The sequence below is a fragment of the Pseudomonas sp. JV414 genome, from assembly GCF_032424305.1.
In the GTDB taxonomy this organism is placed as follows: domain Bacteria; phylum Pseudomonadota; class Gammaproteobacteria; order Pseudomonadales; family Pseudomonadaceae; genus Aquipseudomonas; species Aquipseudomonas lini.
In genome coordinates this window covers 721,823-748,210 of record NZ_VYKC01000022.1, presented here as the reverse complement: position 1 = coordinate 748,210, position 26,388 = coordinate 721,823, and the positions used below count along the sequence as shown (strand labels likewise).

Sequence of the window (26,388 nt, the reverse complement as noted above, 5' to 3'; positions counted from 1 at the left end):
ATGTTCACGCTCCCCCACCACTCGCCCCGGGACTTGCCATTTGCCGCCGACCACACCGCGCTGTTGCTGGTGGACATGCAACGTGCCTGGCTTGAGCCGCAGTTCGATCCGCACCTCAACGGGCCGGATGCCGAATACTTTCTGACCCGCGCCCACATGCAAGTGGTGCCCAATCAACGCCGGTTGCTCAGTGCCTTTCGTAATGCACGACAAAACGTGCTGCACACGCTCATCGAAAGCCTCACCGCCGATGGTCGCGATCGTTCGCTGGATCACAAACTCTCGGACATGCACCTGCCCAAGGGCAGCTCGCAAGCTCGAATCATCGATGACCTGACACCGATCGAAAACGAAATCGTGCTGCCCAAGACCTCTTCCGGGGTCTTCAACTCCACCAACATCGACTACGTGCTGCGCAACCTTGAAACCCGACACCTGATCATCGCCGGCATCGTCACCGACCAATGCGTCGACATGGCCGTGCGCGACGCCGCCGACCGCGGTTACCTGGTGACGCTGGTCGAAGATGCCTGCGCCACCTACACCGAACAACGGCATCACGCCTGCCTGAACGCCATCAAGGGCTACTGCTGGATCACCGATACCCAAACCGTGCTCCGCCGGTTACAGGAGATGCAGCCATGAGCGCACGCCTGTCGCCACTGCCGATGACCACGATCGTCACCACCGACCTGATTGGCGTGACGCGCGGCCGTTCCTTTCCCACCGACGAACTCGATGCCTATCACGTGGTGGGCTGCGGCTGGGTGCCGGCCAACAGCGCCCTGACTCCGCAAGACATCATCGCCTCCAGCAATCCATGGGGTGCTTATGGAGACTTGCGGCTGATCCCGGATTTGAGCAGTCGCGTGACCGTCAACAACGGCCCGGACGCCAATGCCCCGGCGCTGGACTTCATTCACGGCGACATTCGCGAAACCGATGGCCGCCCATGGGGCGCCTGCCCGCGCACGCTGTTGCGCAACGAAGTGGAGCGTTATCGCGACGAACTGGGACTGCAGATCAACGCCGCGTTCGAACATGAATTCAACCTCGGCAGCGGCGCGGTTGAGCGTCTGGCGTTCTCTCTTGAGGCGCAGCGCCAGGGCGCCGAGTTCGGCGGCTGGTTGCTCAGCGCACTGCGTGCCGGCGGTGTGGAACCAGAGATGTTCCTGCCGGAATACGGCAAGCACCAATACGAAATCACCTGCCGCCCGGCCCTTGGCGTCGCCGCCGCCGACCGTGCGGTGAACGTGCGCGAGATCACCCGTGAGATCGCCCGGCAAATGGGCCTGGACCTGAGTTTCGCGCCCAAGACCTCCGGGCAGGCGGTGTGCAATGGCGTGCATCTGCACGTGAGTCTGCAGGATCTGGCCGGCCACCCGGTGATGTATGACGCCGGCACCACCAACGGCCTGTCGACCCTCGGCCAGCATTGGGCCGCCGGCGTTCTGCACTATTTGCCGGCGCTCTGCGCCTTTACCGCGCCGACGCCGGTTTCCTACGAGCGTTTGCAGCCCCATCACTGGAGCGCTTCCTACGCCTGCCTCGGCCAACGCAACCGCGAAGCGGCGCTGCGGATTTGCCCGACTGTAAGCCTGGGCGGCAAAGCCCTGGCGGCGCAGTACAACCTGGAATTTCGCGCCATGGACGCCACCGCCTCGCCGCATCTGGCCATGGCTGCGTTGCTGATCGCCGGGCGCCTGGGCATCGAACAGCGCCTGACCCTGAACGCGATCACCGATGAAGTGCCCGATGCCCTGAGCGAAGAACAACGCCAGGCCCGCGGCATCGTCGCCCTGCCCGCGTCCCTGTCCCAGGCCCTGGAATGCCTGCGCAATAGTGAGGCGCTGATCGAAGCCCTGCCGAGCGCTTTGCTGGACACCTGGTTCGCCCTTAAAACCGAGGAACTGAGGCTGACGGAACAGCTCTCGCCCGCCGATCTTTGTGAGCACTATGCGCGCCTGTACTGAGTCCGCCGAACTGGGGTTCTACACCGAGCCTGCGTACACCCTGAGCCGGGAAGCCTCCGGGCACCCGCTGATTCTGGTGTGTGAACACGCCAGTCGTTTCATCCCGGCCAAGCTAAATGACCTGGGCTTGAGCCATGAAGCCGCCCGCGAACACATCGCCTGGGACATCGGCGCCCTGGCGCTGGCCGAGGGTTTGTCCGAAGCACTGGGCGCGACCCTGTTGGCGGCCAACTATTCACGGCTGTTGATCGACCTCAATCGCCCACGCCATGCGCCGGACAGCATTCCATTGCAGAGCGAGATTTATCAGGTGCCGGGCAATCGGGATCTGGACGAGGCCACCCGCGAATACCGCCGGCACTGCCTGTTCAAGCCGTTTCATACACGCCTGCAAACCTTGATCGACGCCCGCGTGGCGCAAGGTCGACCAGTTCGCGTGGTGGGGATTCACAGTTTTACGCCGATCTATTACGGCCAGCCACGCGCGCTGGAAGCCGGCGTGTTGTACGGACAGGCCGGGGAATACGCGCAGCGAGTGATCGACGGGTTGAGTCGGCATCCCTTGAAAGTCGCGGGTAATCAGCCGTACAAAGTCGATCCGCTGGGTGACATGACCGTGCCGGTTCACGGCGATGCACGAGGGCTTGAGTCGGTATTGATCGAGGTACGCAACGATCTGCTGCGCACGCCCGAAGACATCGGTCGCTGGACCGACTATCTGGCGCCACTGCTGTAGAGCAATAGCTTCAAACTCGCAGCCTGCAGCTGCTTTCATATCAAGGAGAAGGGCTTCATGGAAATAGAAGAATTCGGCTACAAGCAGGAGTTGAAACGTAGCCTGTCGCTGACGGACCTGGTGGTGTACGGGATGATCTTCATGATCCCCATCGCCCCGTTCGGCGTTTATGGTTACGTCAACGCCGAAGCCCCGGGGATGGTGCCGCTGGCCTACATCATCGGCATGGTGGCGATGCTGTTCACCGCCCTCAGTTACGGCAGCATGGCCCGGGCCTTTCCGATTGCGGGCTCCGTGTATTCCTACGCTCAACGCGGCCTCAACCCGCATGTCGGGTTTATCGCCGGTTGGCTGATGCTGCTCGATTATTTGCTGATTCCGCCGCTGCTCTACGTCTACGCGGCGATGGCGCTGAATCATTTGTACCCGGACATCCCGAAAGTCGGCTTCATCCTGGCCTTTCTGGTCAGCGCCACCTTCGTCAACCTGCGGGGCATTACCTTCACCGCGCGGATGAACATCGTCTTTCTACTGGCGCAGCTGGTGGTGCTGGGGATCTTCCTGTTCTATGCCTGGAATGCCCTGCACAACGGCGGCGGTAACGGTCAACTGACCTTGGCGCCGCTGTACAACCCCGAGACATTCAACTTCGCCCTGCTGATGCAAGCGGTGTCGATTGCGGTGCTGTCGTTTCTCGGTTTCGATGCGATTTCCACCCTCGCCGAAGAGATCAAGGGCGACCCGGGCCGCAGTGTCGGCAAGGCTGCGCTGATCACATTGCTGGTGATGGGCGTGATCTTCGTCGTGCAGACCTGGATTGCCACGGATCTGGCCGCCGGCCTGGGCTTCAAGTCCGCCGACACTGCGTTCTATGAAATCGCCGAAATCGCCGCCGGCAGCTGGCTGGCAACCTTGACCGCCGTGGCCACCGCCCTGGCCTGGGGCGTCGCGGTTGCGATCACCTCGCAAGCGGCGGTTTCACGCCTGCTGTTCGGGATGGCCCGGGACGGCAAACTGCCGAAAGTGCTGGCCAAGGTGCACCCGAAACACAACACACCGTATGTGAGTATCTATCTGGTGGCGGCGCTGTCGCTGGTGATCTGCTACCTGTTTATCAACTCGGTGGACACCCTCACCTCCCTGGTGAACTTCGGCGCCCTGAGCGGCTTTATGTTGCTGCACCTGACCGTAATCAACTATTACTGGCGTCGGCAGAAGTCCGGCCAGGTGGTCCGTCACCTGATCTGCCCGGTGATCGGCTTCATCATCGTCGCGGCCATCATGTACAACATGGGCGTCGATGCACAGAAACTCGGCCTGATCTGGATTGCCCTGGGGCTGGTCTATCTATTCTTCCTCAACAAACTGGGTGCCAGCACGGTCCTACCCGACCCAAGCAATGGCTGACAAGAAAAAGAGCAGCGTCTGACATGAATTCAGGCGACAGCCGATTTAACGCGTGGAAACCGACAGTGATAGTCAGGTTCGGTGCAAATCGCCGAACCCTTTGATACAGGAGTACATCCATGCTGGTCTTACGCCCGGTGGAGTTAACCGACCTGCCCCAGTTGCAGCAACTGGCGCGCGAGAGTCTGGTGGGGGTCACGTCCTTGCCGGACGACACCGAACGCCTGCGCGAGAAGATTCTCGACTCCTGCGCTTCGTTCGAGAAAGACGTCCAGGGTCCTGGCCCGGAGAACTACTTCTTCGTGCTGGAAAATCTTACGACCCGCCGTCTGGCAGGCTGCTCGGAAATTCTCGCCACTGCCGGGTTCAGTGAACCGTTCTACAGTTTGCGCAACCGTCATTTCACTAGCGCTTCACGGGAGTTGAACATCGAGCACGGGGTGCCGGCGTTGTCGTTGTGCCACGACCTCAGTGGTCATACGTTGCTGCGCGGTTTCCATATCGACGCAGCTCTGGAGCGCACGCGGTTTTCCGAATTGCTGTCCCGGGCGCGGCTGCTGTTCATCGCCGCACACGAGGCGCGCTTTGCCGAAGCGGTGATCACCGAAATCGTTGGCTACAGCGACGAACAGGGCCAGTCACCGTTCTGGGATGCGCTGGGCAAGCATTTCTTCGACCTGCCGTACGTCGAGGCCGAGCGGCTTTGCGGTCTGCAGAGCCGGACATTTCTCGCCGAACTGATGCCGCAATACCCGATCTACGTGCCGATGCTGCCCCCGGCGGCACAGGCATGTATCGGCCGGATTCATCCCGACGGTCAGGAGGCCTTCGACATTCTTGAACGCGAAGGCTTCGAGACCAACAGCTACATCGACCTGTTCGACGGTGGCCCGACGTTGTATGCACGCACCTCGAACATTCGCTCCATCGCCCAGAGCCAGACCGGCACGGTGCACCCTGGCTCGGCCATCGATGCGCGCGGCAGCTACCTGGTGAGCAACGATTCGTTGAAGGACTACCGCGCCATTGTCGCCGAACTGGACTATCGCGCCGGGCAACCCGTGGCCTTGAGCGCCGAGATGTGCGCGGCCCTGAATGTGACCGACGCCGGTGCGATCCGGTTGATCGCCCTGTGAGCCGCCACCGGCCCCGTGCCCAACGACAGCGCCCGAACAAGCGCGAAGAAGGAGTTGCATCATGATTGTCCGCCCGGTTCAAGTCACCGACCTGCCCGCCCTGCTGGATCTGGTGCAACGGGCCGGCCCCGGGTTCACCACCCTGCCGGCCAGTGAGGAACGCCTGACCCACCGAGTGCGCTGGTCTCAGCGCACCTTTGCCGAACAGGTCGAGCGTGCGGACGCCGATTACCTGTTCGTGCTCGAAGACGACGATCAACAAGTGGTCGGCGTCAGTGCCCTGGCGGGAGCCGTCGGCCTGCGGGAGCCCTGGTACAACTACCGGGTCGGACTGACGGTCAGCTCGTCGCCGGACCTGGGTATTCAGCGCCAGATCCCTACGTTGTTCCTGAACAACGAAATGACCGGCCAATCGGAAATCTGTTCGCTGTTTCTGCGACACGATCAACGTCACGGCAATAATGGTCGACTGCTGTCGCTGGGTCGTCTGCTGTTCGTTGCCGAATTCCCCCACCTGTTCGGCGACAAGCTCATTGCCGAATTGCGCGGCAGTGCCGACGAACAAGGCTGCTCACCGTTCTGGGACAGCCTGGGCCGGCACTTCTTCAAGATGGATTTCAGCCATGCCGATCACTTGTCGGGGCTGGGCAGCAAAGCGTTCATCGCCGAACTGATGCCGCGCCAGCCGCTCTACACCTGCCTGCTCACCGAACAGGCCCAAGCGGTGATCGGCAAGCCGCACCCGAACACTGAGCCTGCCCTGAAGATTCTCACTGCCGAAGGGTTTACTCATAAGGGTTACATCGACATCTTCGACGCCGGCCCGGTGATCGAAGCCCCGGTGTCGAAAATCCGCACAGTGCGCGACAGCCAGTCGCTGGTGTTGGCCATCGGCACACCCGACGACCAGGCGCCAGTGTGGCTGATCCACAACCGCCGCCTGGAAAACTGCCGCATCACCACTGCCCAGGCGCGAATGGTCGGTAATAGCCTGATCGTCGACCGGCTCACCGCCAAACGCCTGCAACTGCAACCCGGCAACTCGGTCCGCGCCGTGCCGCTGCGTAACCAACAGCGGCAGGCGGTGGCGGCGTGATCGGAAATGATCGCAGCCTGCGGCAGCTCCTACATCATTCTTTACCCGCTCGCATCGATCGTTGAACATCCTGTAGGAGCTGCCGCAGGCTGCGATCTTTTGATCTTGCATCCCTAGGCCGGCAAATTCGTCATCATTCTTTACCCTTCCCCGTGATAGCCTTTTGTTCCTTCGGCGTTGACACTTTTGCTCAAGCCCTTCCATTCCTTTGTATTGGTGGAACTCATATGTCCAGGCTGTCACATCAAGATTTGCGCCGTAATTTCCGCCAACTGTTCGCTTCCAACGCCTGCTATCACACCGCATCGGTCTTCGACCCCATGTCGGCACGTATCGCCGCTGACCTGGGTTTTGAAGTGGGGATCCTCGGTGGTTCGGTTGCGTCGTTGCAGGTGCTGGGTGCCCCGGACTTTGCGTTGATCACCCTGAGCGAGTTCGCCGAGCAAGCTACCCGCATCGGCCGCGTGGCCCAATTGCCGGTGATCGCCGACGCCGACCACGGCTATGGCAACGCGCTCAACGTCATGCGCACCATCGTCGAACTCGAACGCGCCGGCATCGCCGCCCTGACCATTGAAGACACCTTGCTGCCCGCGCAATTCGGCCGCAAATCCACTGACCTGATCGGGGTCGCGGAAGGCGTCGGCAAGATCCGCGCGGCTCTGGAAGCCCGGGTCGACTCGGAAATGGCGATCATTGCGCGGACCAATGCCGGGATCCTGCCAGTTCAGGAAATCATCAGCCGCACCCAGCAATACCAACAGGCCGGGGCGGACGGAATTTGCATGGTGGGCGTGCGGGACTTCGACCACCTCGAACAAATCGCCGAGCACCTGAGCGTGCCGCTGATGCTGGTCACCTACGGCAACCCACTGCTGCGCGACGACAAACGCCTCGCCGAACTGGGCGTGCGCGTCACCATCGACGGCCATGGTGCGTACTTTGCCGCGATCAAGGCGACTTACGACAGCCTGCGCGAACAACGACAGATCTTTACTCAGGCGTCGGACCTGAGCGCCACTGAACTGACTCATACCTATACGCAGCCTGAGGATTACATTCGTTGGGCGGAGGAATACATGAGCGTCAAGGAGTGAGGGTTCGGCTGAAATGATGGTGTGGCATCTTCCCCTGATGCCGGTAAGTTAAGGCGCAGAACCTGTGGGAGCGTGGCTTGCCCGCGAAGAACGATGACGCGTAATACCTGAAAAACCGCGGCGCATTCTTCGCGGGCAAGCCACGCTCCCACAGGATTTTCGTCGCTCAAATTTCTTAGCTTACCTGCACCTGCATGGGAGGGTGATCCAGCCGATTACTTCTTGGTCAACTCCATAATCATCCGCGACAACAGATAAATCCTCGGTGCCACGCTCTCGACCTCGGCGTATTCCTCGGGCGTATGGATATTCCCGCCGACAATCCCGAACCCGTCCAGCGTCGGTGTACCCACCCCGGCCGAGAGGCTGGCATCCGCCGCCCCGCCGCTGCCTTCTTCCGTCAACTTGCGGCCAATTTCGCCGTAAATCCCTTGGGCTATGGCCATCAAGCGATCCGACTCCGCCGTTTGCGGCATCGGCGGCAAGCCGCGTTTAAGGGTGGTAGTCACTTCAGTCTCGGAAATCAGTTTGTCTTTCGAGACCCGCGCCAGATCCTTTTCGATCCGGTCGAACTCTTCCGGCACCGCTGCCCGCACGTCAGCCTTGGCGGTGGCCTGATCCGGAATCACGTTGGTGCGGTCGCCAGCGTTAAGCACGGTGAAGTTGATGGTGGTTTTCTTTTCTGCATCGCCCAGTTTGCCGAGTTGCAGAATCTGGTGCGCGGCTTCCATGGCCGCGTTACGCCCCAGTTCCGGCGCGACGCCAGCGTGAGATGCCTTGCCTTTGACCTCGACCAAGGCGGTGGCGCTGCCTTTGCGCCATACCACCAGGCCATCGGCCGGGCGACCCGGTTCGAGGTTGAGGGTCACGTCGTGGGCCTTGGCGGTTTTCTTGATCAGGTCGGTGGCGACGTCCGAGCCGGTTTCTTCGCTGGCGTCGAGCAGGAAGGTGATTTGCGCATAGTCCTTGAAATCGAGGTTTTTCAGGACTTTCAGCGCATAGATCCCGGCGACGATGCCGCCCTTGTCGTCCATCACGCCCGGCCCGTAAGCGCGACCTTCCTTGATCTGGAACGGGCGCGCGGCGGCCGAGCCTTCCTTGAACACGGTGTCCATGTGCGCCATCAGCAGGATTTTCGCCGTACCAGTACCTTTGATAGTGGCCAGCACATGGTTGCTCTTGTCCGGGGTGTTGGGCACGAGTTCGATGGTGGCGCCGAGTTTCTTCAACTCTTCAATGGCGATGTCACTCACCTGGGTCAGGCCCGGTTCATAGCCGGAGCCGGAGTCGATATTCACCAAGCGTTCCAGCAGTTTCAGGGCTTCACCCTTGTACTGTTCGGCATCGGCGAGGACTTGTTTATGGGGTTCGGCGAAGGCTGAGGGGGTGAAGGCGCCGAGGGCGAGGGTCAGGCCGAGGCTGGTGGCCAGGAGGGAGCGAGAGCGTTTGAACGTCATGAATCGATCCTTGTTTCGTGTCGGGGTCGAAAATACCCTACCTGACTACGACACAAGGCTCTACACCGGATGCGACACATACAAACCTGAATGACCACGAATCCCCTGTGGGAGCGGGCTTATGTGGCGAGGGGGCTTGCCCCCGTTGGGGAGCGAAGCGCCCCTAAAACCAGTCACCGCAATCTTGAATTAGACAGCGGTGACTGGTTTTACGACTGCTTCGCAGTCGAACGGGGGCAAGCCCCCTCGCCACATAAGCCCGCTCCCACAGGGATTCGTGGTGATTGGGTTACACCGAATCGAGCAACGCTTTATGCGGCTTACCATCGCCGTGGCAAATGACGCGGTTGCGGCCGGTGGTCTTGGCTTCGTAGAGCGCCTGGTCGGCGTCGTTGAGCCACAGGGTCGCGTCGTCGTGGGCCGGGTTGAAGGCTGCCAGGCCGATGCTCAAACTGACTTTCAACGCCGGGTTCTGCTCGTAACCCAACGTGGCGAAACGATCACGCAGCGCATCCATCGCCACGGCCGCGCGGTCCAGCGGCAGGTCTGGCAGCAGCACGCAGAATTCGTCGCCGCCATAGCGCCCGGCGACATCCGCGGCACGCAGGTTCTGCTTGAGCATTTTGCTCAGCCGACGCAGAACGATGTCCCCAGCGACATGGCCGTAGGTATCGTTGATGGTTTTGAAATGGTCGATGTCGATCAGCGCAATGGCCCCGCCCTGCTGCTGGCGTTGGCAACGCTGAAACTCGATTTCCAGTTGATCTTTCCAGGCACCGTGATTCAGCAGGCCGGTCAGGCTGTCGGTGCGGCTGAGCGCCAACAGTTCACGCTTGTGTCGGCCAAGGGTATGGGCCTGACGAAAGCAGATCCAGCCCAGCGCCATCGGATAAATCGACAGTAAAGGCAAACAGGCGTACAGCTGCATCGGACTGGTTTGCGGGACAAAAGCCGGCATGAACACCAGCAGCCCGAGGCCAATCCCGAGCAGTTGCGCGACGGCGCCCTTCAACAGAAAACGCAAACCGCCGATGGCTACGTTGTTCATCGCCATCATCGACAGGGTCGCCGCGCTGGGCAGCGGATTGAACTGCATGGCGGCCACCCAGAAACCGCCGAGAAACGCGTCCACCAGGATGTTGCGGTGTTCGGCACGAAAAGGAATTTCCGCCCGACGCGCCCACTGATAGGCCACATGCGGCCAGAGCAGCCCGTTGAGCAGCATCACCCCCCAGACCCAAGGCGCCGGGTTGAGTGGGTACATCCCTGCGCCGACACACAACAACCCAAGGGCCAGACCCAAGGTTCGCGACGCATACAGCCTCCTGGCCAGTGAAAGTCCCTTTCCTCCTTTTTTTTCCATAGAGGCCTCTAGCGGAGCCTGACAACACACGGGTTGAAAGTGTGTTAGGAAGTCTATCAGGGCAGCGGCAAATAGCCATCACCGGTTGGCGGTCTGAATAGCATGACCTCCCCATGAGCTGAATGCCCACTGTTTGGTCTATACATGAAGGGAAGGATCGATAAACAACCTGCCCTGATCACTGCAAAGGAATAGCCTGATGCTTTTGTTGGTTGTCACTATCGCCGTCTTCGTGGCCTGGAGCTGGTTGAGCTACCCGGCCATCGGTTACTGGCTCTATGACTTGAACATGGCGCTGGAGGCCCGGCTGTACCGGTTGCACAAGATCGTCGTGCCAATCCCTGAAATGACCGTTTCGACCTGGCAAGGCGGGCCTTACGAAGCCTCCAGCAGCGTGCTGATGCTGCACGGCTTCAGCGCCGACAAGAACATCTGGCTGCGCTTCGCCCGACATTTTGTCGACGACTACCGGGTGATTATTCCTGACCTCGCCGGCCATGGCGAAACCGGCTTCAAGGCCGGCGGTGGCTATGACATTCCGGTCCAGGCCAAACGATTGATCCAGTTGCTCGATATCTGTGGGGTCGAAAAGGTGCATGTGATCGGCAACTCCATGGGCGGCTACATCGCGGCGTGGCTGGCGGTCACTTACCCGGAGCGCATTATCTCGCTGGCGCTGCTCGACCCGGCCGGCGTCACCGCCCCGGAGCTCAGCGACATGGAGCGACACCTGGCCCGCGGCCACAACCCGTTCTTGATTCATTCCCGGGAGGAATTCCAGTATTTCTACGCCATGACCATGGCCTCACCGCCATGGGTGCCGGGGATCGTGCTGGACGCCGTCGCCCAACGCTATGAACAGCAGCGCGACGAGTTGGAAGAAATCTTCAGGGACTTTCACGCCAGCCCGCCGATGGAGCCGAAACTGCCCGACATCAAATGCCCGGCGCTGCTCCTGTGGGGGCGCAAGGACCGCTTGATCGACGTCAGCAGCGTACCGGTCTGGAGCAAGGGCATCGCCGATCTGCAGGTGGAAATCTGGGACGGTGTCGGCCATATGCCGATGGTTGAACAACCGACCAATACGGCGCAGTTGTACCGGGAGTTTTTGGAAAGGAAAAACTGATGAGATCCCCTGTGGTAAAGGGGTCTCCCCCCTGTAGGAGCTGCCGCAGGCTGCGATCTTTTGACTTTGCTTTATAAAGGCAAGATCAAAAGATCGCAGCCTGCGGCAGCTCCTACAGGGGGATTTCGCGCTGGGTGGTGAACGATGAACATTCTTTACGACGAACGCATCGACGGTGTTCTGCCCAATGTCGACAAGGCTGCGTTACTCAAGGCCTTGCAGCAGGAGGTGCCGGACCTGGACATCCTCTGGCGCGAAGAAGAACTCAAACCCTACGAATGCGACGGTCTGTCGGCCTATCGCACCACGCCGATGCTGGTCGCCCTGCCCCGGCAGCTGGAGCAAGTGCAGGCGCTGCTCAGGCTCTGTCATGCCCGTAACGTGCCGGTGGTGGCGCGCGGGGCCGGCACCGGGTTATCCGGCGGTGCACTGCCGTTGGACAAAGGCGTGCTGCTGGTGATGGTGCGGTTCAACAACATTCTGCAGATCGACCCCGCCGCCCGTACCGCACGGGTTCAGCCGGGTGTACGTAACCTGGCGATTTCCCAGGCAGCGGCGCCCTTCGGCCTGTATTACGCGCCGGACCCGTCCTCGCAAATCGCCTGCTCCATCGGCGGCAACGTCGCGGAAAACGCTGGTGGCGTACATTGCCTCAAGTACGGCCTGACCGTGCACAACCTGCTGAAACTCGAAGTATTGACCCTTGAAGGCGAACACCTGACCCTCGGCGCCGATTCGCTGGACGCGCCGGGCTTCGACTTGTTGGCGTTGTTCACCGGGTCCGAAGGCTTGCTGGGGATCATCACTGAAGTCACGGTCAAACTGCTGCCCAAACCCCAAGTCGCCAAAGTCCTGCTGGCGAGCTTCGACTCAGTGGAAAAGGCCGGTCGCGCGGTGGCCGAGATCATCGCCGCAGGGATCATTCCCGGTGGCCTGGAGATGATGGACAACCTGGCAATCCGTGCCGCCGAGGATTTCATCCATGCCGGTTACCCGGTGGACGCCGAAGCGATTCTGCTGTGCGAACTGGACGGTGTCGAAGCTGATGTCCACGACGACTGCGAACGAGTCCGCGAGGTGTTGCAAACGGCCGGCGCCAGCGAGGTGCGCCAGGCCCGGGACGAAGCCGAACGCGTGCGGTTCTGGGCCGGGCGCAAGAACGCCTTCCCGGCAATTGGCCGCCTCTCGCCGGATTACTACTGCATGGACGGCACCATCCCCCGCCGCGAATTGCCTGGTGTGCTCAAGGGCATCGCCAGCCTGGCGCACGAGTACGGCTTGCGCGTGGCCAACGTTTTCCATGCCGGCGACGGCAATATGCACCCGCTGATCCTGTTCGACGCCAACCAGCCCGGTGAACTGGAACGGGCCGAAGCCCTCGGCGGCAAGATCCTCGAACTGTGCGTGAAAGTCGGCGGCAGCATCACCGGCGAGCACGGCGTCGGCCGCGAGAAAATCAATCAGATGTGTGCGCAGTTCAACAGTGACGAATTAACCCTGTTTCATGCAGTGAAAGCCGCGTTCGACCCAAAGGGCCTGCTCAATCCCGGCAAGAACATCCCCACCCTGCACCGCTGCGCGGAATTCGGTGCGATGCACATCCACGCCGGGCAACTGCCGTTCCCTGAGCTGGAGCGCTTCTGATGCCGGATTTCGATGCCAGTGAAGCCCTGCTGGAGCAGGTCAAGCAGGCGCGGGAAAACGCCACGCCGCTGCGCATTCAGGGCGGTAACACCAAGGCGTTTCTTGGCCGTGAAGTGGCCGGAGAAATACTCGACACCCGCGCCCATCGCGGCATCGTCAGCTACGACCCGACGGAACTGGTGATCAGCGTTCGCGCCGGCACGCCGCTGAGCGAACTGTTTGCCGCACTGGACGCAGCGGGGCAAATGCTGCCCTGCGAGCCACCGTCGTTCGGCGAAGGCGCCACTGTTGGCGGGATGATCGCCGCGGGGCTGTCCGGGCCGCGGCGTCCGTGGTCCGGTTCGGTACGGGATTTTGTCCTCGGTACCCGGGTGATCAGCGGCCTCGGCACCCATCTGCGCTTCGGCGGTGAAGTGATGAAAAACGTCGCCGGCTACGACCTCTCGCGCCTGATGGTGGGCAGTTATGGCTGCCTCGGGGTGCTGACCGAAGTCTCGCTCAAAGTGCTGCCCAAACCCCGGCAATGCTTGAGCATCAGCCTGGACATCGACTGCGCCCGCGCCTTGGCCAATCTGGCGCAATGGGGCCAGCAACCACTGCCCATCAGCGCCGCCAGCCACGACGGTCAGCGTTTGTATCTGCGACTGGAAGGCGGCGAAGGTTCGGTGACGGCCGCCCATCAACGGCTCGGCGGCGAACCGTTGGATTCCGGTTATTGGGCCGACCTGAACGAACAACGACTAGACTTTTTTAATGAGGGCTTGGCGCTGTGGCGCTTGTCATTGCCCAACAACCTCGGGCCTCTGGACTTGCCCGGCGAGCAACTGATCGACTGGGGCGGCGCGCAACGCTGGTTGAAATCCGCGGCTGACAACATTCAGTCGCGGACCCTTGAACTCGGCGGCCACGCCACCTGTTTCAGCCATGGCGTCAGCGAAACGCCCTTCCAGCCGCTGGCCCCGGCACTGCTGCGCTATCACCGGCAACTCAAGGCGCAACTGGACCCGCAAGGGCTGTTCAACCCTGGGCGGATGTACGCGGACCTTTAGCATGCAAACCAACCTGAGCGAACAGTCCAAACTACTGCCCCGCGCCGAAGAAGCGGACAAGATTCTGCGTACCTGCGTGCATTGCGGGTTCTGCAACGCGACGTGCCCAACCTATCAACTGCTGGGCGACGAACTGGACGGGCCGCGCGGGCGCATCTACCTGATCAAGCAAGTGCTCGAAGGCGCCCCCGCCACGGCCAAAGCCCAGTTGCACCTGGATCGCTGCCTGACCTGCCGCAACTGCGAAACCACCTGCCCGTCCGGGGTGGATTATCACAACTTGCTGGACATTGGCCGCGCCGTGATCGATAAAGCGGTGCCGCGCCCGGCCAGTCAGCGACTGTTGCGCCAAGGGTTGCGGGCATTGGCGCCGAATCCGAATCTGTTCAGGACTTTGCTGCAAATCGGCGCCACATTCCGGCCGTTGCTGCCAGGGGGCGTTGCGGCGAAGTTGCCCCACGACCTCCCCGCCACGGGCGAGCGCCCTGTCCCTCGGCATGCTCGCCGGGTGCTGATGCTCGAAGGCTGCGTGCAACCTGGTCTGTCGCCGAACACCAATGCCGCGACCGCGCGGGTGCTGGATCGGCTGGGGATCAGCGTGATCCCGGCGTCAGACGCTGGCTGTTGCGGCGCGTTGGACTATCACCTCGACGCCCAAGCCATGGGCCTGGACCGCGCCCGACGCAACATCGACGCTTGGTGGCCGCACCTGGAAAACGGCGCCGAAGCCATCGTGCAAACCGCCAGCGGCTGCGGCGCCTTCATCAAGGATTACGGGCATCTGCTGGAGCGCGACCCGGTCTATGCGGCCAAAGCCCAGCGGGTCAGCGAATTGGCGCTGGACCTGGTGCAAGTGCTGGCCGATGAACCTTTGGAACGGGTTTGCGCAGCCACCGACCAGCGGATCGCCTTCCATTGCCCCTGCACCTTGCAGCACGCCCAAAAACTCGGCGGCGCGGTAGAAGCCGTGCTGACGCGGTTGGGCTTCAATCTCACGGCGGTACCCGACAGTCATTTGTGTTGTGGCTCGGCCGGTACCTACTCGATCACCCAACCGGAACTGGCGCGGCAACTGCGCGACAACAAACTCAACGCCCTGGAAAGCGGCCACCCCGAGATCATCGCCACCGCCAACATCGGCTGTCAGAGCCACCTCAACAGCGCCGGACGAACGCCAGTCAGGCACTGGATCGAATTGGTGGACCACGTGCTGCGCTGACTGAGCACTCCTGCGTTGCAAGAACAGTCCTTGGCAGAATGAAGTTCGTCAGAAACTTCGTTTGTCGGCGCCGCCGAAGGCTGCGATCTTTTCCGGCATCCGTTACGTCACTGCGCCAGGAACTTTTCATGAGCCATCCGAACTTCGTCAGCCCTGACCTGATCCGCCAACGCTTCTCCAAAGCGATGTCCGACATGTACCGCGAAGAAGTGCCGCTGTACGGCGCGCTGATGGAACTGGTGGAACAGACCAACCGCCACGTGCTGAACAGCGATCCGCAAATCGCCCGACAGCTGCACAGCACCGGCGAAATCCAGCGGCTGGACCTGGAACGCCATGGCGCGATCCGCGTCGGCACCGCCGCTGAACTGGCGACCCTCGCCCGCCTGTTTGCGGTGATGGGCATGCAGCCGGTGGGCTATTACGACCTGACCCCGGCCGGCGTGCCGGTGCATTCCACCGCGTTCCGTGCCGTGCATGAGGCGGCATTGCAGGTCAGCCCGTTCCGGGTGTTCACCTCGCTGCTGCGCCTGGAACTGATCGAAGACGCCGAATTGCGGGCCTTTGCCCAGTCGGTGCTGGACACGCGCTCGATCTTCACCCCGGCGGCATTGGCCCTCATTGAGCGCGCTGAAACCCAGGGTGGCCTGACTGAATACGAGACGCAGGACTTTGTCGCACAAGCCCTGGAAACCTTCCGCTGGCACCACAGCGCCACCGTCACCGCCGCGCAATATCAACAACTCAGCGCCCAGCATCGACTGATCGCCGACGTGGTTGCGTTCAAAGGCCCGCACATCAACCACCTGACACCACGCACCCTGGACATCGACATTGTGCAGGCGCAAATGCCCGCCCATGGCATCACCCCCAAAGCGGTGATCGAAGGCCCGCCCCGCCGCCAATGCCCGATCCTGCTGCGCCAAACCAGCTTCAAGGCGCTGGACGAGCCGATTGCTTTTACCGATCAGGCCGAAACCCGTGGCAGCCATAGCGCCCGTTTCGGTGAAATCGAGCAACGCGGCGCGGCGCTCAGCCCCAAAGGCCGGGCGCTTTACGACCGCTTGCTCAACGCCGCACGGGATGAACTGAAGGATTTCCCCAACGAAGCCAATGCCGCACGCTACAACGCGCTAATGACGCAGCACTTTGGCGAATTCCCTGACACCGTCGAGGAAATGCGCCAACAGGAACTGGCGTATTTTCGCTACTTCGTGACGGAAAAAGGCCTGGCGGCAGATGGGCTGAAAGGCGCGTCGCTGGAGGATTTGCTCAAAGGCGGCTATGTGCGGGTTGAACCGCTGGTGTACGAAGACTTTTTGCCAGTCAGCGCGGCTGGGATTTTTCAGTCGAATTTGGGGGATGCGGCGCAAACCCACTATGGCGTGCACTCGAACCAACAGGCGTTCGAAAAGGCCTTGGGAAGGTCGACGATTGATGAACTGGGGTTGTATGCCGAGACGCAGCGGCGGTCGATCGAGGAGTGTATTGCAGCACTGGGTTTGAACGTTTCCGAATAGACGTGATGGCCGCAAAAAAGATCGCAGGCTCCGCCAGCTCCTACGGGGGCTGGGTACACCCGTTGCATCGCGGTTGCACAAAGGGATTGGGGCACCCGTTGCATCGCGGTTGCACACGCTCGAGGTAGGAGCTGCCGCAGGCTGCGATCTTTTGATCTTATTCCAGCTTCGCCAACAAAGCCTTGGCGACCGCTTCCGACGAGGCCGGGTTCTGACCGGTCAGCAACAGACCATCCGCGATCACGTAACTCGCCCAGTCATCCGCCTTGGAGTAAAGGCCACCATTGGCCTTGAGCATGTCCTCCACCAAAAACGGCACAACATCCGTCAACTGCACAGCAGCTTCCTCGGAATTGGTGAAGCCTGTCACCCGCTTGCCTTTGACCAACGGCTGGCCGTCCGCATCCTTGACGTGGCGCAACACCCCCGGCGCATGACAGACAGCCGCAACCGGTTTGCCCGCGTTGTAGAGCGCCTCGATCAGCGCAATTGAAAAGGTGTCTTCAGCCAGATCCCACAACGGGCCATGCCCGCCTGGATAGAAAACAGCGTCATAGTCCTCGGCCCTCACGGTGTTCAGCACCCCGGTAGATGCCAATGCGGACTGGGCAGCGGAATCCTTGTGAAAGCGATCGGTGGCCGCGGTTTGCGCGTCGGGCTCATCGCTCTTGGGGTCCAGCGGTGGCTGGCCGCCCTTGGGTGAGACCAGGGTCAGCTGCGCGCCAGCGTCCTTGAAGGTGTAATACGGTGCGGCGAATTCTTCGAGCCAGAAGCCGGTTTTCTTACCGGTGTCACCCAATTGATCGTGGGACGTTAAAACCATCAGGATTTTCATGTCGTTCTCCAGTCGATGTCAGGGTTATTCAGTGATCTCGGCGCTGGGTTTGACCATCGGACAGCGCTGTTCGTTGCGCCCATTGTCGGGGGTGACGGCTCATGGCCTTGATGCGCAAGAAGTTGCGCAACTGTGTTGGGGAAAAGTCCCCCAGCGACGCTGGACGCCAGGTTTATCAAGCCCTCCAGCCAAGTGCGCAAGAAGTTGCGCACCACTGCGCAACTTCTTGCGCACTTTTTCAGCTGATCTTTGCCAAAAACCTCTCCGGCGTTTGAAAAATTACCTCAACCATCTGATTTATATAGCGTTAATCATTTCTGGCACGGTCCTTGATAACAGTCAGGCACCCACCGGGCGATACCGCCTCCCGGGCACCCTAACTTTTAGCAAGGAGCACATCCATGGCTACACCAGCGTACATGTCCGTTACTGGCGAGAAACAAGGCCTGATCACTGCCGGCGCGTTCACCGCCGACTCGGTTGGCAACACCTACCAGGAAGGTCACGAAGACCAGGTCATGGTTCAGGCTTTCAGCCATGACGTGATCATCCCGCGTGACCCACAGTCCGGCCAACCGACCGGTCAGCGTGTACACAAGCCAGTCGTGATCACCAAGGTCTACGACAAGTCCTCGCCACTGCTGCAAGCGGCGCTGACCTCCGGCGAGCGCATGAGCGAAATCGTTATCCAGTGGTACCGCACTTCGGCTCAAGGCACCCAAGAGCATTACTACACCACCAAACTGGAAGACGCGATCATCGTCGCCATCAACAACAAAATGCACAACTGCCAGGATCCGTCGAACTCGCACTTCACGCACCTGGAAGAAGTGCAATTCACCTACCGCAAAATCACCTGGACCCACGAAGTATCCGGTACTTCGGGTTCCGATGACTGGCGTGTTCCAGTCGCTTAATCGCGGCTGACGGTTCCAAACATCGGCCAGCTCTGCTGGTCGATGTCATTTGCGTCTTCCAAGAATTTTCGCGTCCGCAAGCGCCCGTTTGGGTGTCGGCGTGCGCCGCAGCACTGCACGAGGAACAAGGGATGTTCGCGCCGGCCAATCAGACTCACTTTGCCCTGACTGTCGAAGGTCTGGAAAACGATCTCCAGGTCCTTGGCCTGCAAGGTCGGGAAGCCATCAGCCAGCCTTTTGTATTTGAGGTGGAGCTGGTCAGTGAACAGCCGTCCCTGGACCTCGAGACCCTGCTGCACAAACCGGCCTTTTTGCAGCTCTCGCCGGATGGCAGCGGCATCCATGGCCAGATCTACCGCGCCGCCCAAGGCGATTCCGGCAAACGCCTGACCCGCTACGCCGTGACCCTGCGCCCGCAGCTGTCCTACCTGGCGCACCGCATCAACCAACGCATCTTCCAGAACCTCAGCGTGCCGAAAATCGTTGGCATGGTCCTCGAAGAGCACGGCATCCAGAGCAATGCCTACGAATTCAAAGTCGGGACGATTTATCCCGAGCGCATTTACTGCGTTCAGTACGATGAATCGGACCTGCAGTTCATCCAGCGCCTGTGCGAGGAAGAAGGTATCCACTACCACTTCCAGCACAGCGCCACGGCCCACAAGCTGGTGTTCGGCGATGACCAGACGGTGTTCCCGAAACTCGCCCCCGTGGCCTACCAGCAAGACTCCGGCATGGTCGCCAACGACCCGGCGATCAAGCGCTTCGACCTGCGCCTGGAAACCCGCACCAGCCGCACCACCCGCCGCGACTACGACTTCGAAAAACCGCGCCTGACGCTGGAAAGCGAAAACCGTGGCGACGCCCTGCCCGACCTCGAAGACTACGACTACCCCGGCCGCTTCATCGACCGCGAACGCGGCAAGCACTTGGCCAAACGCGCCCTAGAGCGTCACCGTAGCGACTTCCAGCTCGCCGAAGGCAAAAGCGATCAACCGTTGCTGGTCAGCGGCCACTTCCTGGCGCTGACCCAACACCCGAAAGCCAAATGGAACGACCTGTGGCTGCTCACCGAAATCCTCCACGAAGGCAAACAGCCGCAAGTGCTGGAAGAGTCGGTCACCAGCAACACGACCCAGCTCAAGGACGATTTCCACCAGGGCTACCGCAACCGCTTCCAGGCCACTCCCTGGGACGTGCCCAACCGCCCGCCGCTCAACCACCCCAAACCTCGGATCCTCGGCAGCCAGAGCGCCGTGGTCACCGGGCCCAAAGGTGAAGAAATCCACTGCGACCAGTACGGCCGCGTCAAAGTGCAATTCCACTGGGACCGCGAAGGCCAGGCCGACGACAAGACCAGCTGCTGGCTGCGCGTCTCCTCCGCCTGGGCCGGCGCCCATTACGGCGGCATCGCCATCCCACGGATCGGCATGGAAGTGCTGGTCAGCTTCCTCGAAGGCGACCCCGACCAACCGCTGATCAGCGGCTGCCTGTACCACAAGGAAAACGTCGTCCCGTACGCCCTGCCGGCGAACAAAACCCGCAGCACCTTCAAAACCCTGAGCTCTCCGGGTGGCGGCGGTTACAACGAACTGCGCATCGAAGACAAAAAAGGCCAGGAACAGATCTTCCTGCACGCCCAGCGCGACTGGGACGAAAACGTCGAACACGACCAGAAAATCCGCGTCGGCAACGAACGCCACGACACCGTCGAGAAAAACAGCTACAGCGAATTCAAGGCCGAAGAACACCACACTGTCTACGCCGACCGGAAAGTCGAAACCCGCGCCAACGACCACCTGACCGTGGGCGTCAACCAGCACATCAAGATCGGCACCGGCCAGTTCATCGAAGCCGGCCAGGAAATCCACCTGAGCAGCGGCATGAAAGTCGTGCTCGAAGCCGGCAGCGAACTGACCCTCAAGGGCGGCGGCAGCTTCATCAAGATCGACGCCAGCGGTGTGACGCTGAGCGGGCCGGTGATCAACATGAACTCCGGGGGGAGTCCGGGCAGCGGCACCGGGGCGGCACCGTTGATGCCGGGGGCGTTGAAACAGGCGGATGCGGACAAGGCGGGGGCGGTTCTGACGCCGGCGCAAGTCAACACCCTCAAACGCAACGCGCCATTCTGTGAAGAGTGCGAAAAATGCAAGGCAGGTGCTTGTGCGATCTGATCCTTCGACTCCGCAAGCGTGGTTGGCTGAACGACCGTTGCAGACGGGTGAGCGGTTGTACTTGATCGTCAGCGCGGCCAGCGATGCCGAGCCGCTCAAGGCCTTCTACCAGCAAGAGATGGCGCCGGAATTGATCCCAATCTGGAATGGCACGCCCTATGCCGATTGGCAGCCCGTCATGCCCTACCTCGCCGAACTGAAACCCAATGCCGGTTTTCTGCAATGGATCGCCGACACTGATGCTCAGGACTGGGGTTGGCTGGCAGTATCCACCAGCACGCCGGACATGGTGTTCGAACACCTTCGTAGCCTGACTCAAGTGCGCATGCCCGACGGGGCTGAAGTGTTTTTCCGGTTCTGGGACGGGCGGCATATCTACCCGATTCTTGAGGGATTGGGTGCCGGCGCGGGTGAGGTTTTGCCGGTGTTTGATCGGTACCTGATTAACGGGAAGAGCTTGGAAGTGGGGCCGAGGGCCGTGCCTCCAGCGAAGGCGTGGCCATGGTGGGAGGTGCCGCAGAAGTTGCTCGACACACTGGCGGAAAAAGACCACACCACCGTCGTCGACAACCTGATGCAATGGCTGGGAGAGGACTGCCCGGAACTGTTCTTCGCCTTCCCCGAAAGTAACTTGCGCCATAAGGTCGAGCGCTTCGTCCGCCAACAACCCAATACAGAAGATTTGGCAGAGCGTCTTGCTGCTCAGCTGACAAAGGAAGTCACGTCATGAATACCCCGATTGGTACCTTGGTCCTGCGCGTACTGGACGCCAAAACCCCTGACGTGAACCTGATTCTCAAAGACTTCAAAAATTGCCTGAGCGATTACAAGGAGTGGGCGGACGGTTTTCTGACTGGTTGGGCACTGGATGTCGACCAGACCTTCAAAGTCGGAAATGAAGTCAGCGTGACCAAACGCAAGACCAAAACCGGCAAGGTCGAGACTTACGCGACCTGCCCTCTGGCGGGCGACTTCACGCTGATCCACATGTTCGAGTCCGCGCGATTCGTGCCGATCGGCAACACGCCCGTGAAACTGGAACCGGTCACCAAAGGTACTTTCTACGACGACGTCACCGGCCCCGTTATTGAAACAACGATCGGCCCGAGCGGCATCAAGGTGATCGATGGCTGCAAGAAAGGCCAGATGTACCGCATCACCTTTTTCCCGAACGTATCCCAAAGCAATGTCAAAGCGCTCTACGACTCCTACCAGGGTGTGATCGGCAATCTAAATGGCTGGTTGCAAAGTGAATGGTCGAGCAAGTTCCAGCCACAGTGGGCCAGCTACTCGGCTGCTGACCGCGCGGGTCGGTCTGTCATTCTGTTGAAACGAGCGATGGATGGTCTGGAGAAGGCGTTACTCAGGCTGTGGGATGACATCAAAAGCCTGTTCGAACTGCTTGCACATCCAAAGGAAAACCTCGAAAAGCTCCGCAAGTACCTGTCGGATCTCGAGATCGACAAGCTCTATGCTGCGTCCAAGGAATCCATTGCGTCGGGTCTGTTGATCCTCAGTGACGAACCATTGATGTTCATTTACGTCTCGGCGATCGTGGCGTGGGTCGGCATGCTGCCACCGCAAGTCATCGTCGACGTGGTGACGGCCATTGCGTCGGAATTCCTGATCAACGTGGTGCTGGGTATTTGCCTTACTGGCGGTGCCGGAATCGCGGTGCGGGTGGGGACCAAAACCCTGTCCACGGTCAAATCCGGTACGGCGCTCAAGTACCTTGAAGAGCTGGCCGCGAAACTGATGTCCTTGAGCGGCAAGCACAGCCTGCCAGCACACGCAGAGGTTTCCAAGCCACTGATTGCCAGTGCCAAGAGCGTGCCGATGAAACCGGCCAAAACAGCGGCGATCAAAATCGACGAGGCTGCCGCCAACGGTTCTAAAAGTCAGGTGCCGAAAACCACGGATACGCCGAAGCAGGAAGTGAAAGACGCTTCTTCGTTTCCACGTGGAAAGAAAGAAAAACAGACCACCCTCGCCCCCAAGGAAAAGGTCGACGATGCTTCCACTCAGTCGAAAACGCCTGACGACAAAAGCGCCGCCTGCGCCAAGAAAACCTGCACCAATGGTTGCCCGGTATCGATGGTCACTGGCGAAGAGCTGCTGACCCTGACCGACGGCGAACTCGGCGGTCTGCTACCTTTCAGCTGGACGCGCCTCTATCGCACCAGCGCCGCAGAAATCGATTGCGGTCTCGGCTACGGCTGGAGTCACGCCCTCGCGCAACGTGTCGACATCAACGGCGACGAAGTCATCTGGACCGACCACGAAAACCGCGTCACCACGTTCCCGCTGCCCAGTGTGCAGCGCCCCGCGATCACCAACAGCCTGTCGGAAGCGGCAATCTTCATCGGAGACGATCCGTCCGAACTGATCCTCACCCAAGCTGGCGAACGCAAGCAGTTCTACCACTTCCGCTACAACAGCAAAGGCGCGACGCTGATCGCCATCAGCGACAATTACGACAACCGCCTGCACATCACCCGCGACATTCACGGACGAATCAAACGTGTCGATAACGGTGCCGGTCGCGCCCTCCTCTTGAGGTACGACCGCAAACACATCGTCGCCATCGACTATCAGCAGTTCAGCCCGGCGGACAACCTGGAAGATGCCTGGAGCACTGTTCAGAACCTGGTCACCTACGGCTACGATGCCCAGCACCGCCTGATCGAAGCCAAAAACGCCGCCGGTGAAGCCGAGCATTACGCCTACAACGAACAAAACGTCATCCTCGAACGCAAACTGGCCGGTGGCGCCAGTTTCTACTGGGAATGGGAAAAAGAAGGCAAGTCGGCACGCTGCACCCATCACTGGGCAAGCTTCTCGCAGATGGACGCCCACTACGCCTGGGATGACAAGGGCAGCGTCACGGTTACCAACGCTGATGGCAGCGAAGAGGTCTACACCCATGACGATCAGGCTCGACTGGTCGCCAAAGTCGATCCGGACGGTGCCGAACACCTGAAGGCCTATGACGACAAGGGTCGCCTGATCGCCGAAAAAGATCCACTCGGCGCGGTCACCGAATACCAGTACAACGAAGCCGGCCGAATGGTCGCGGTGATTCCGCCGGAAGATGCTCCCACCACTTACGAGTACTACCGTGGTTTTGTCCGTGTGGTGAACCGTGGCCCGGCAAAGTGGACATACTGGCGTAACGATCAAGGCGACATCACCGAACAAGTCGACCCGGACGGCAACTCGACCCACTACAGCTACAACCGCCAGGGCCGTCTGCTGGAAATCCGTCATCCCGACGGCAGCCGCCATCAACTGGGCTGGAACAACCTTGGCCAACTGCTCGAGGAACAGCTACCGGACGGTGGCCAACGCAAATATCGCTACGACGCCTTGGGACGGCAGATCACCCGTCAGGACGAAAGCGGCGCGATCACCCACTACCAATGGGACACTGCCAACCGCCTCGCGCAAATCACCCTGCCCGGCGGCGCTACGCGTGCCTTCACCTACAACGCCTACGGTAAAGTCACTGCCGAACGCGATGAACTGGGCCGCGTCACCCGCTACGAATACGCCGATAACCTGCACTTGGTCAGTCGTCGCATCAACCCGGACGGCAGCCAACTGCGTTATCGCTACGACAACTCGCGGTTGCTGCTCAGCGAGATCGAAAACGAACGTGGCGAACACTACCACCTCGATTACTACCCGAACGGCCTGATCCAGCAGGAAACCGGCTTCGACGGTCGCCGGACTGCCTACGAATACGACCTCAACGGCCAACTGCTGAAGAAAACCGAATTCGGTGACGACGGTAGCGAGTTGGTGACCGAGTACCAACGTGATGCGGCTGGCCGGCTGCTGGTGAAAACCCTGGCTGATGGCGAAGAAATTCACTACAGCTACGACGCCCTCGGCCGCCTCGTAGACGTCGACGACGGCCATTGGCCCCTCGCCTACGAATATGACCTGCAAGACCGCCTGATCACCGAACACCAGGGTTGGGGCACCTTGCGTTACGAGTACGACAACCTCGGCCAACTCAGCCACTGCCGCCTCCCCGACGGCAGCAAACTCGACTACCGCCACCAACCCGGCGGCCGTCTGAGCAGCATCGACCTCAATGGCTCGCGTCTGACCACGCACCAGTTCAACGCCGGTCGCGAACAGCAGCGCCAGCAAGGCATGCTGCTCAGCCAATATCAGTACGACGAACAAGGCCGACTGCAAGCCCACACCGTCAGCCAGCAGGACCGCAACCTGTTCCGTCGCCACTACGCCTACGATGCCAACGGCAACCTTGCCGGCATCGACGACAGCCGCAAAGGCAACCGCGGCTATCACTACGATCCGCTCGATCGCCTGATCAACGTCCGTGGCACTACCCCGGAAAGCTTCGCCCACGACCCGGCGGGCAACCTCCTCGGCCAAGGCGACCAACCGACCGCGAACCTGGCCAACGTCAAAGGTAATCGCCTGCTGATGCAGGGCGACCGCCACTATGACTACGACGCCCACGGCAACCTGATCCGCGAACGTCGCGGCACCGGGCAGAAACTCGTCACCGAGTTCCGCTACGACTGCCAACACCGCCTGATCGGCGTCAGCCTGCCCGGCGGCAGCATCGCAAGCTACAAGTACGACGCCTTCGGCCGCCGCATCGCCAAAACCGTCGATGGCCACACCACTGAATTCCTGTGGCAAGGCGAACGCCTGATCGCCGAAAGCGCGGACAACCGCTATCGCAGCTATATCTATGAACCCGGCAGCTTCCGCCCGCTAGCCATGCTCGATGGCGAAGGCCCAATCAAAGCCGAACCGTTCTACTACCAACTCGACCACCTCGGCACGCCGCAAGAACTCACTGACTACAGCGGCGAGATTATGTGGTCAGCCAAGTACCGCGCCTACGGCAACCTCGCAACCCTCGACGTTGCAGAAATCGACAACCCACTGCGCTTCCAGGGTCAGTATTTCGATGCGGAAACGGGCTTACATTACAACCGGCATCGCTACTACAATCCGAGCACTGGGCGCTATCTGACACCGGACCCGATCAAGCTTGCGGGTGGGTTGAACAACTACCAGTACGTGCCTAACCCTACGGGGTGGGTGGATCCGTTGGGGTTGAGCTGCGTTCCGAGTAACTGCCCAGATGAAAGACGAGCTGAGCTGAATCAAAAATACGGCCGGACAGGGGATATCAATAACGATATCAATGCCCGCGGAAGAAAAGAGACCGCTACGGAATTTTACCGAACACAAGGCTTTGAAGAGACAAGCATTCCAGGGCATTTAAACGGCATAGATTTTAATCAACCGGTAAATGTAGAAACGTTAAACCGAGGAAAAACCGTATATCAATTCCAATCACCGGGTGCTCCACAAGGCAACTACTACTCTCTGAACCCTGCTACAACCCCATCAGAGCTAGGCATTGGTCCACTCGGAGATAATCGCGCAGCAGGCACGGTAGAACTAAAACTGCAAGGTATTTATCGAACAACCGAAAAAACACCCGTATTGAAATCGACAGCCAAACCGATAGATGATACCTGGTCTGTAAAAGGTGTAACGCAGCCGTCGTCAGGGGGTGGTACTCAAGTCTTTAGCAGCGCTAAAGGAAACTTCGAAAAAATCCCGTAACTTTAATAACATCTAGG

Annotated in this window: 19 protein-coding genes; 16 read left to right on the top strand and 3 right to left on the bottom strand. The window is 60.5% G+C overall.

All coding sequences use genetic code 11. The features are described 5' to 3' along the window. From F6R97_RS27315 to F6R97_RS27285, 7 genes are all read left to right on the top strand, one after another. The gene (locus tag F6R97_RS27315; protein ID WP_038983971.1) at positions 1 to 645 is read left to right on the top strand and encodes an isochorismatase family cysteine hydrolase; all 645 of its coding nucleotides are present in this window, start codon (positions 1 to 3) and stop codon (positions 643 to 645) included. Continuing rightward, positions 642 to 1,973: a glutamine synthetase family protein gene (locus tag F6R97_RS27310; RefSeq protein WP_048394929.1), complete on the top strand. Its 1,332-nt coding sequence runs from the start codon at positions 642 to 644 to the stop codon at positions 1,971 to 1,973. The genes F6R97_RS27315 and F6R97_RS27310 overlap by 4 nt, the downstream gene beginning before the upstream one ends. Continuing rightward, a complete protein-coding gene (locus F6R97_RS27305) occupies positions 1,957 to 2,709 on the top strand; it encodes an N-formylglutamate amidohydrolase (protein ID WP_048394932.1) in 753 nt (250 codons plus the stop codon). The genes F6R97_RS27310 and F6R97_RS27305 overlap by 17 nt, the downstream gene beginning before the upstream one ends. A 57-nt stretch (positions 2,710 to 2,766) precedes the next feature. Beyond that, on the top strand, positions 2,767 to 4,116 hold the full coding sequence (locus F6R97_RS27300; protein ID WP_038983976.1) for an APC family permease: 1,350 nt from the start codon (positions 2,767 to 2,769) through the stop codon (positions 4,114 to 4,116). Positions 4,117 to 4,235: 119 nt separating this feature from the next. Further along, positions 4,236 to 5,252: an arginine N-succinyltransferase gene (locus F6R97_RS27295; RefSeq protein ID WP_315867400.1), complete on the top strand. Its 1,017-nt coding sequence runs from the start codon at positions 4,236 to 4,238 to the stop codon at positions 5,250 to 5,252. 61 nt (positions 5,253 to 5,313) lie between these two features. Beyond that, a complete protein-coding gene (astA, locus tag F6R97_RS27290; protein ID WP_038983980.1) occupies positions 5,314 to 6,348 on the top strand; it encodes an arginine N-succinyltransferase in 1,035 nt (344 codons plus the stop codon). A 227-nt stretch (positions 6,349 to 6,575) separates the two neighbouring features. Continuing rightward, positions 6,576 to 7,445 carry an oxaloacetate decarboxylase gene (locus F6R97_RS27285; protein ID WP_048394936.1) on the top strand — a complete coding sequence of 290 codons (870 nt, stop codon included), beginning with the start codon at positions 6,576 to 6,578 and terminating at the stop codon, positions 7,443 to 7,445. A 215-nt stretch (positions 7,446 to 7,660) separates the two neighbouring features. Here F6R97_RS27285 and F6R97_RS27280 read toward each other — a convergent pair whose 3' ends face one another. Together F6R97_RS27280 and F6R97_RS27275 are read right to left on the bottom strand one after the other, a co-directional pair. Continuing rightward, a complete protein-coding gene (locus tag F6R97_RS27280) occupies positions 7,661 to 8,902 on the bottom strand; it encodes a M20/M25/M40 family metallo-hydrolase (protein ID WP_048394938.1) in 1,242 nt (413 codons plus the stop codon). 289 nt (positions 8,903 to 9,191) lie between these two features. After that, positions 9,192 to 10,265, bottom strand: a complete 1,074-nt coding sequence (locus F6R97_RS27275) for a diguanylate cyclase (RefSeq protein WP_038983984.1) — start codon at positions 10,263 to 10,265, stop codon at positions 9,192 to 9,194. Positions 10,266 to 10,464: 199 nt separating this feature from the next. Here F6R97_RS27275 and F6R97_RS27270 point away from each other — a divergent pair, with 199 nt between their 5' ends. The 5 genes from F6R97_RS27270 to F6R97_RS27250 all read left to right on the top strand — a co-directional run bounded on the left by F6R97_RS27270 (position 10,465) and on the right by F6R97_RS27250 (position 16,823). Continuing rightward, on the top strand, positions 10,465 to 11,391 hold the full coding sequence (locus F6R97_RS27270) for an alpha/beta fold hydrolase (RefSeq protein ID WP_038983986.1): 927 nt from the start codon (positions 10,465 to 10,467) through the stop codon (positions 11,389 to 11,391). 144 nt (positions 11,392 to 11,535) lie between these two features. Then, positions 11,536 to 13,035 (top strand): glycolate oxidase subunit GlcD, encoded by a 1,500-nt coding sequence (gene glcD / locus F6R97_RS27265; protein ID WP_038983988.1) that lies wholly within the window; start codon positions 11,536 to 11,538, stop codon positions 13,033 to 13,035. Beyond that, on the top strand, positions 13,035 to 14,084 hold the full coding sequence (gene glcE / locus F6R97_RS27260; protein ID WP_315867399.1) for a glycolate oxidase subunit GlcE: 1,050 nt from the start codon (positions 13,035 to 13,037) through the stop codon (positions 14,082 to 14,084). The genes glcD and glcE overlap by 1 nt, the downstream gene beginning before the upstream one ends. Before the next feature lies 1 nt (position 14,085). Beyond that, complete coding sequence (glcF, locus tag F6R97_RS27255; protein WP_315867398.1) at positions 14,086 to 15,303, top strand: glycolate oxidase subunit GlcF; 1,218 nt, start codon at positions 14,086 to 14,088, stop codon at positions 15,301 to 15,303. 128 nt (positions 15,304 to 15,431) lie between these two features. After that, positions 15,432 to 16,823: a VOC family protein gene (locus F6R97_RS27250; protein WP_315867397.1), complete on the top strand. Its 1,392-nt coding sequence runs from the start codon at positions 15,432 to 15,434 to the stop codon at positions 16,821 to 16,823. A 157-nt stretch (positions 16,824 to 16,980) separates the two neighbouring features. Here the strand turns inward: F6R97_RS27250 and F6R97_RS27245 are convergent, their stop codons facing one another. After that, on the bottom strand, positions 16,981 to 17,658 hold the full coding sequence (locus F6R97_RS27245) for a type 1 glutamine amidotransferase domain-containing protein (RefSeq protein WP_038983994.1): 678 nt from the start codon (positions 17,656 to 17,658) through the stop codon (positions 16,981 to 16,983). 401 nt (positions 17,659 to 18,059) lie between these two features. On the opposite strand from F6R97_RS27245, the gene F6R97_RS27240 reads away from it, so the two are divergent. From F6R97_RS27240 to F6R97_RS27225, 4 genes are all read left to right on the top strand, one after another. Then, positions 18,060 to 18,575 (top strand): Hcp family type VI secretion system effector, encoded by a 516-nt coding sequence (locus tag F6R97_RS27240; RefSeq protein WP_007900657.1) that lies wholly within the window; start codon positions 18,060 to 18,062, stop codon positions 18,573 to 18,575. A gap of 131 nt (positions 18,576 to 18,706) precedes the next feature. Continuing rightward, a complete protein-coding gene (gene tssI, locus F6R97_RS27235) occupies positions 18,707 to 20,749 on the top strand; it encodes a type VI secretion system tip protein TssI/VgrG (protein WP_315867396.1) in 2,043 nt (680 codons plus the stop codon). Beyond that, the gene (locus F6R97_RS27230) at positions 20,739 to 21,479 is read left to right on the top strand and encodes a DUF4123 domain-containing protein (RefSeq protein WP_038983997.1); all 741 of its coding nucleotides are present in this window, start codon (positions 20,739 to 20,741) and stop codon (positions 21,477 to 21,479) included. The genes tssI and F6R97_RS27230 overlap by 11 nt, the downstream gene beginning before the upstream one ends. Continuing rightward, the gene (locus tag F6R97_RS27225; protein WP_315867395.1) at positions 21,476 to 26,371 is read left to right on the top strand and encodes a polymorphic toxin type 46 domain-containing protein; all 4,896 of its coding nucleotides are present in this window, start codon (positions 21,476 to 21,478) and stop codon (positions 26,369 to 26,371) included. The genes F6R97_RS27230 and F6R97_RS27225 overlap by 4 nt, the downstream gene beginning before the upstream one ends. Positions 26,372 to 26,388 lie beyond the last annotated feature (17 nt).

Bases quoted from the DNA above. Each gene is read 5' to 3' on its own strand.
- F6R97_RS27315 (WP_038983971.1), top strand. From the start codon at position 1: ATGTTCACGCTCCCCCACCACTCGCCCCGGGACTTGCCATTTGCCGCC.
- F6R97_RS27310 (WP_048394929.1), top strand. From the start codon at position 642: ATGAGCGCACGCCTGTCGCCACTGCCGATGACCACGATCGTCACCACC.
- F6R97_RS27305 (WP_048394932.1), top strand. From the start codon at position 1,957: ATGCGCGCCTGTACTGAGTCCGCCGAACTGGGGTTCTACACCGAGCCT.
- F6R97_RS27300 (WP_038983976.1), top strand. From the start codon at position 2,767: ATGGAAATAGAAGAATTCGGCTACAAGCAGGAGTTGAAACGTAGCCTG.
- F6R97_RS27295 (WP_315867400.1), top strand. From the start codon at position 4,236: ATGCTGGTCTTACGCCCGGTGGAGTTAACCGACCTGCCCCAGTTGCAG.
- astA (WP_038983980.1), top strand. From the start codon at position 5,314: ATGATTGTCCGCCCGGTTCAAGTCACCGACCTGCCCGCCCTGCTGGAT.
- F6R97_RS27285 (WP_048394936.1), top strand. From the start codon at position 6,576: ATGTCCAGGCTGTCACATCAAGATTTGCGCCGTAATTTCCGCCAACTG.
- F6R97_RS27280 (WP_048394938.1), bottom strand. From the start codon at position 8,902: ATGACGTTCAAACGCTCTCGCTCCCTCCTGGCCACCAGCCTCGGCCTG.
- F6R97_RS27275 (WP_038983984.1), bottom strand. From the start codon at position 10,265: ATGGAAAAAAAAGGAGGAAAGGGACTTTCACTGGCCAGGAGGCTGTAT.
- F6R97_RS27270 (WP_038983986.1), top strand. From the start codon at position 10,465: ATGCTTTTGTTGGTTGTCACTATCGCCGTCTTCGTGGCCTGGAGCTGG.
- glcD (WP_038983988.1), top strand. From the start codon at position 11,536: ATGAACATTCTTTACGACGAACGCATCGACGGTGTTCTGCCCAATGTC.
- glcE (WP_315867399.1), top strand. From the start codon at position 13,035: ATGCCGGATTTCGATGCCAGTGAAGCCCTGCTGGAGCAGGTCAAGCAG.
- glcF (WP_315867398.1), top strand. From the start codon at position 14,086: ATGCAAACCAACCTGAGCGAACAGTCCAAACTACTGCCCCGCGCCGAA.
- F6R97_RS27250 (WP_315867397.1), top strand. From the start codon at position 15,432: ATGAGCCATCCGAACTTCGTCAGCCCTGACCTGATCCGCCAACGCTTC.
- F6R97_RS27245 (WP_038983994.1), bottom strand. From the start codon at position 17,658: ATGAAAATCCTGATGGTTTTAACGTCCCACGATCAATTGGGTGACACC.
- F6R97_RS27240 (WP_007900657.1), top strand. From the start codon at position 18,060: ATGGCTACACCAGCGTACATGTCCGTTACTGGCGAGAAACAAGGCCTG.
- tssI (WP_315867396.1), top strand. From the start codon at position 18,707: ATGTTCGCGCCGGCCAATCAGACTCACTTTGCCCTGACTGTCGAAGGT.
- F6R97_RS27225 (WP_315867395.1), top strand. From the start codon at position 21,476: ATGAATACCCCGATTGGTACCTTGGTCCTGCGCGTACTGGACGCCAAA.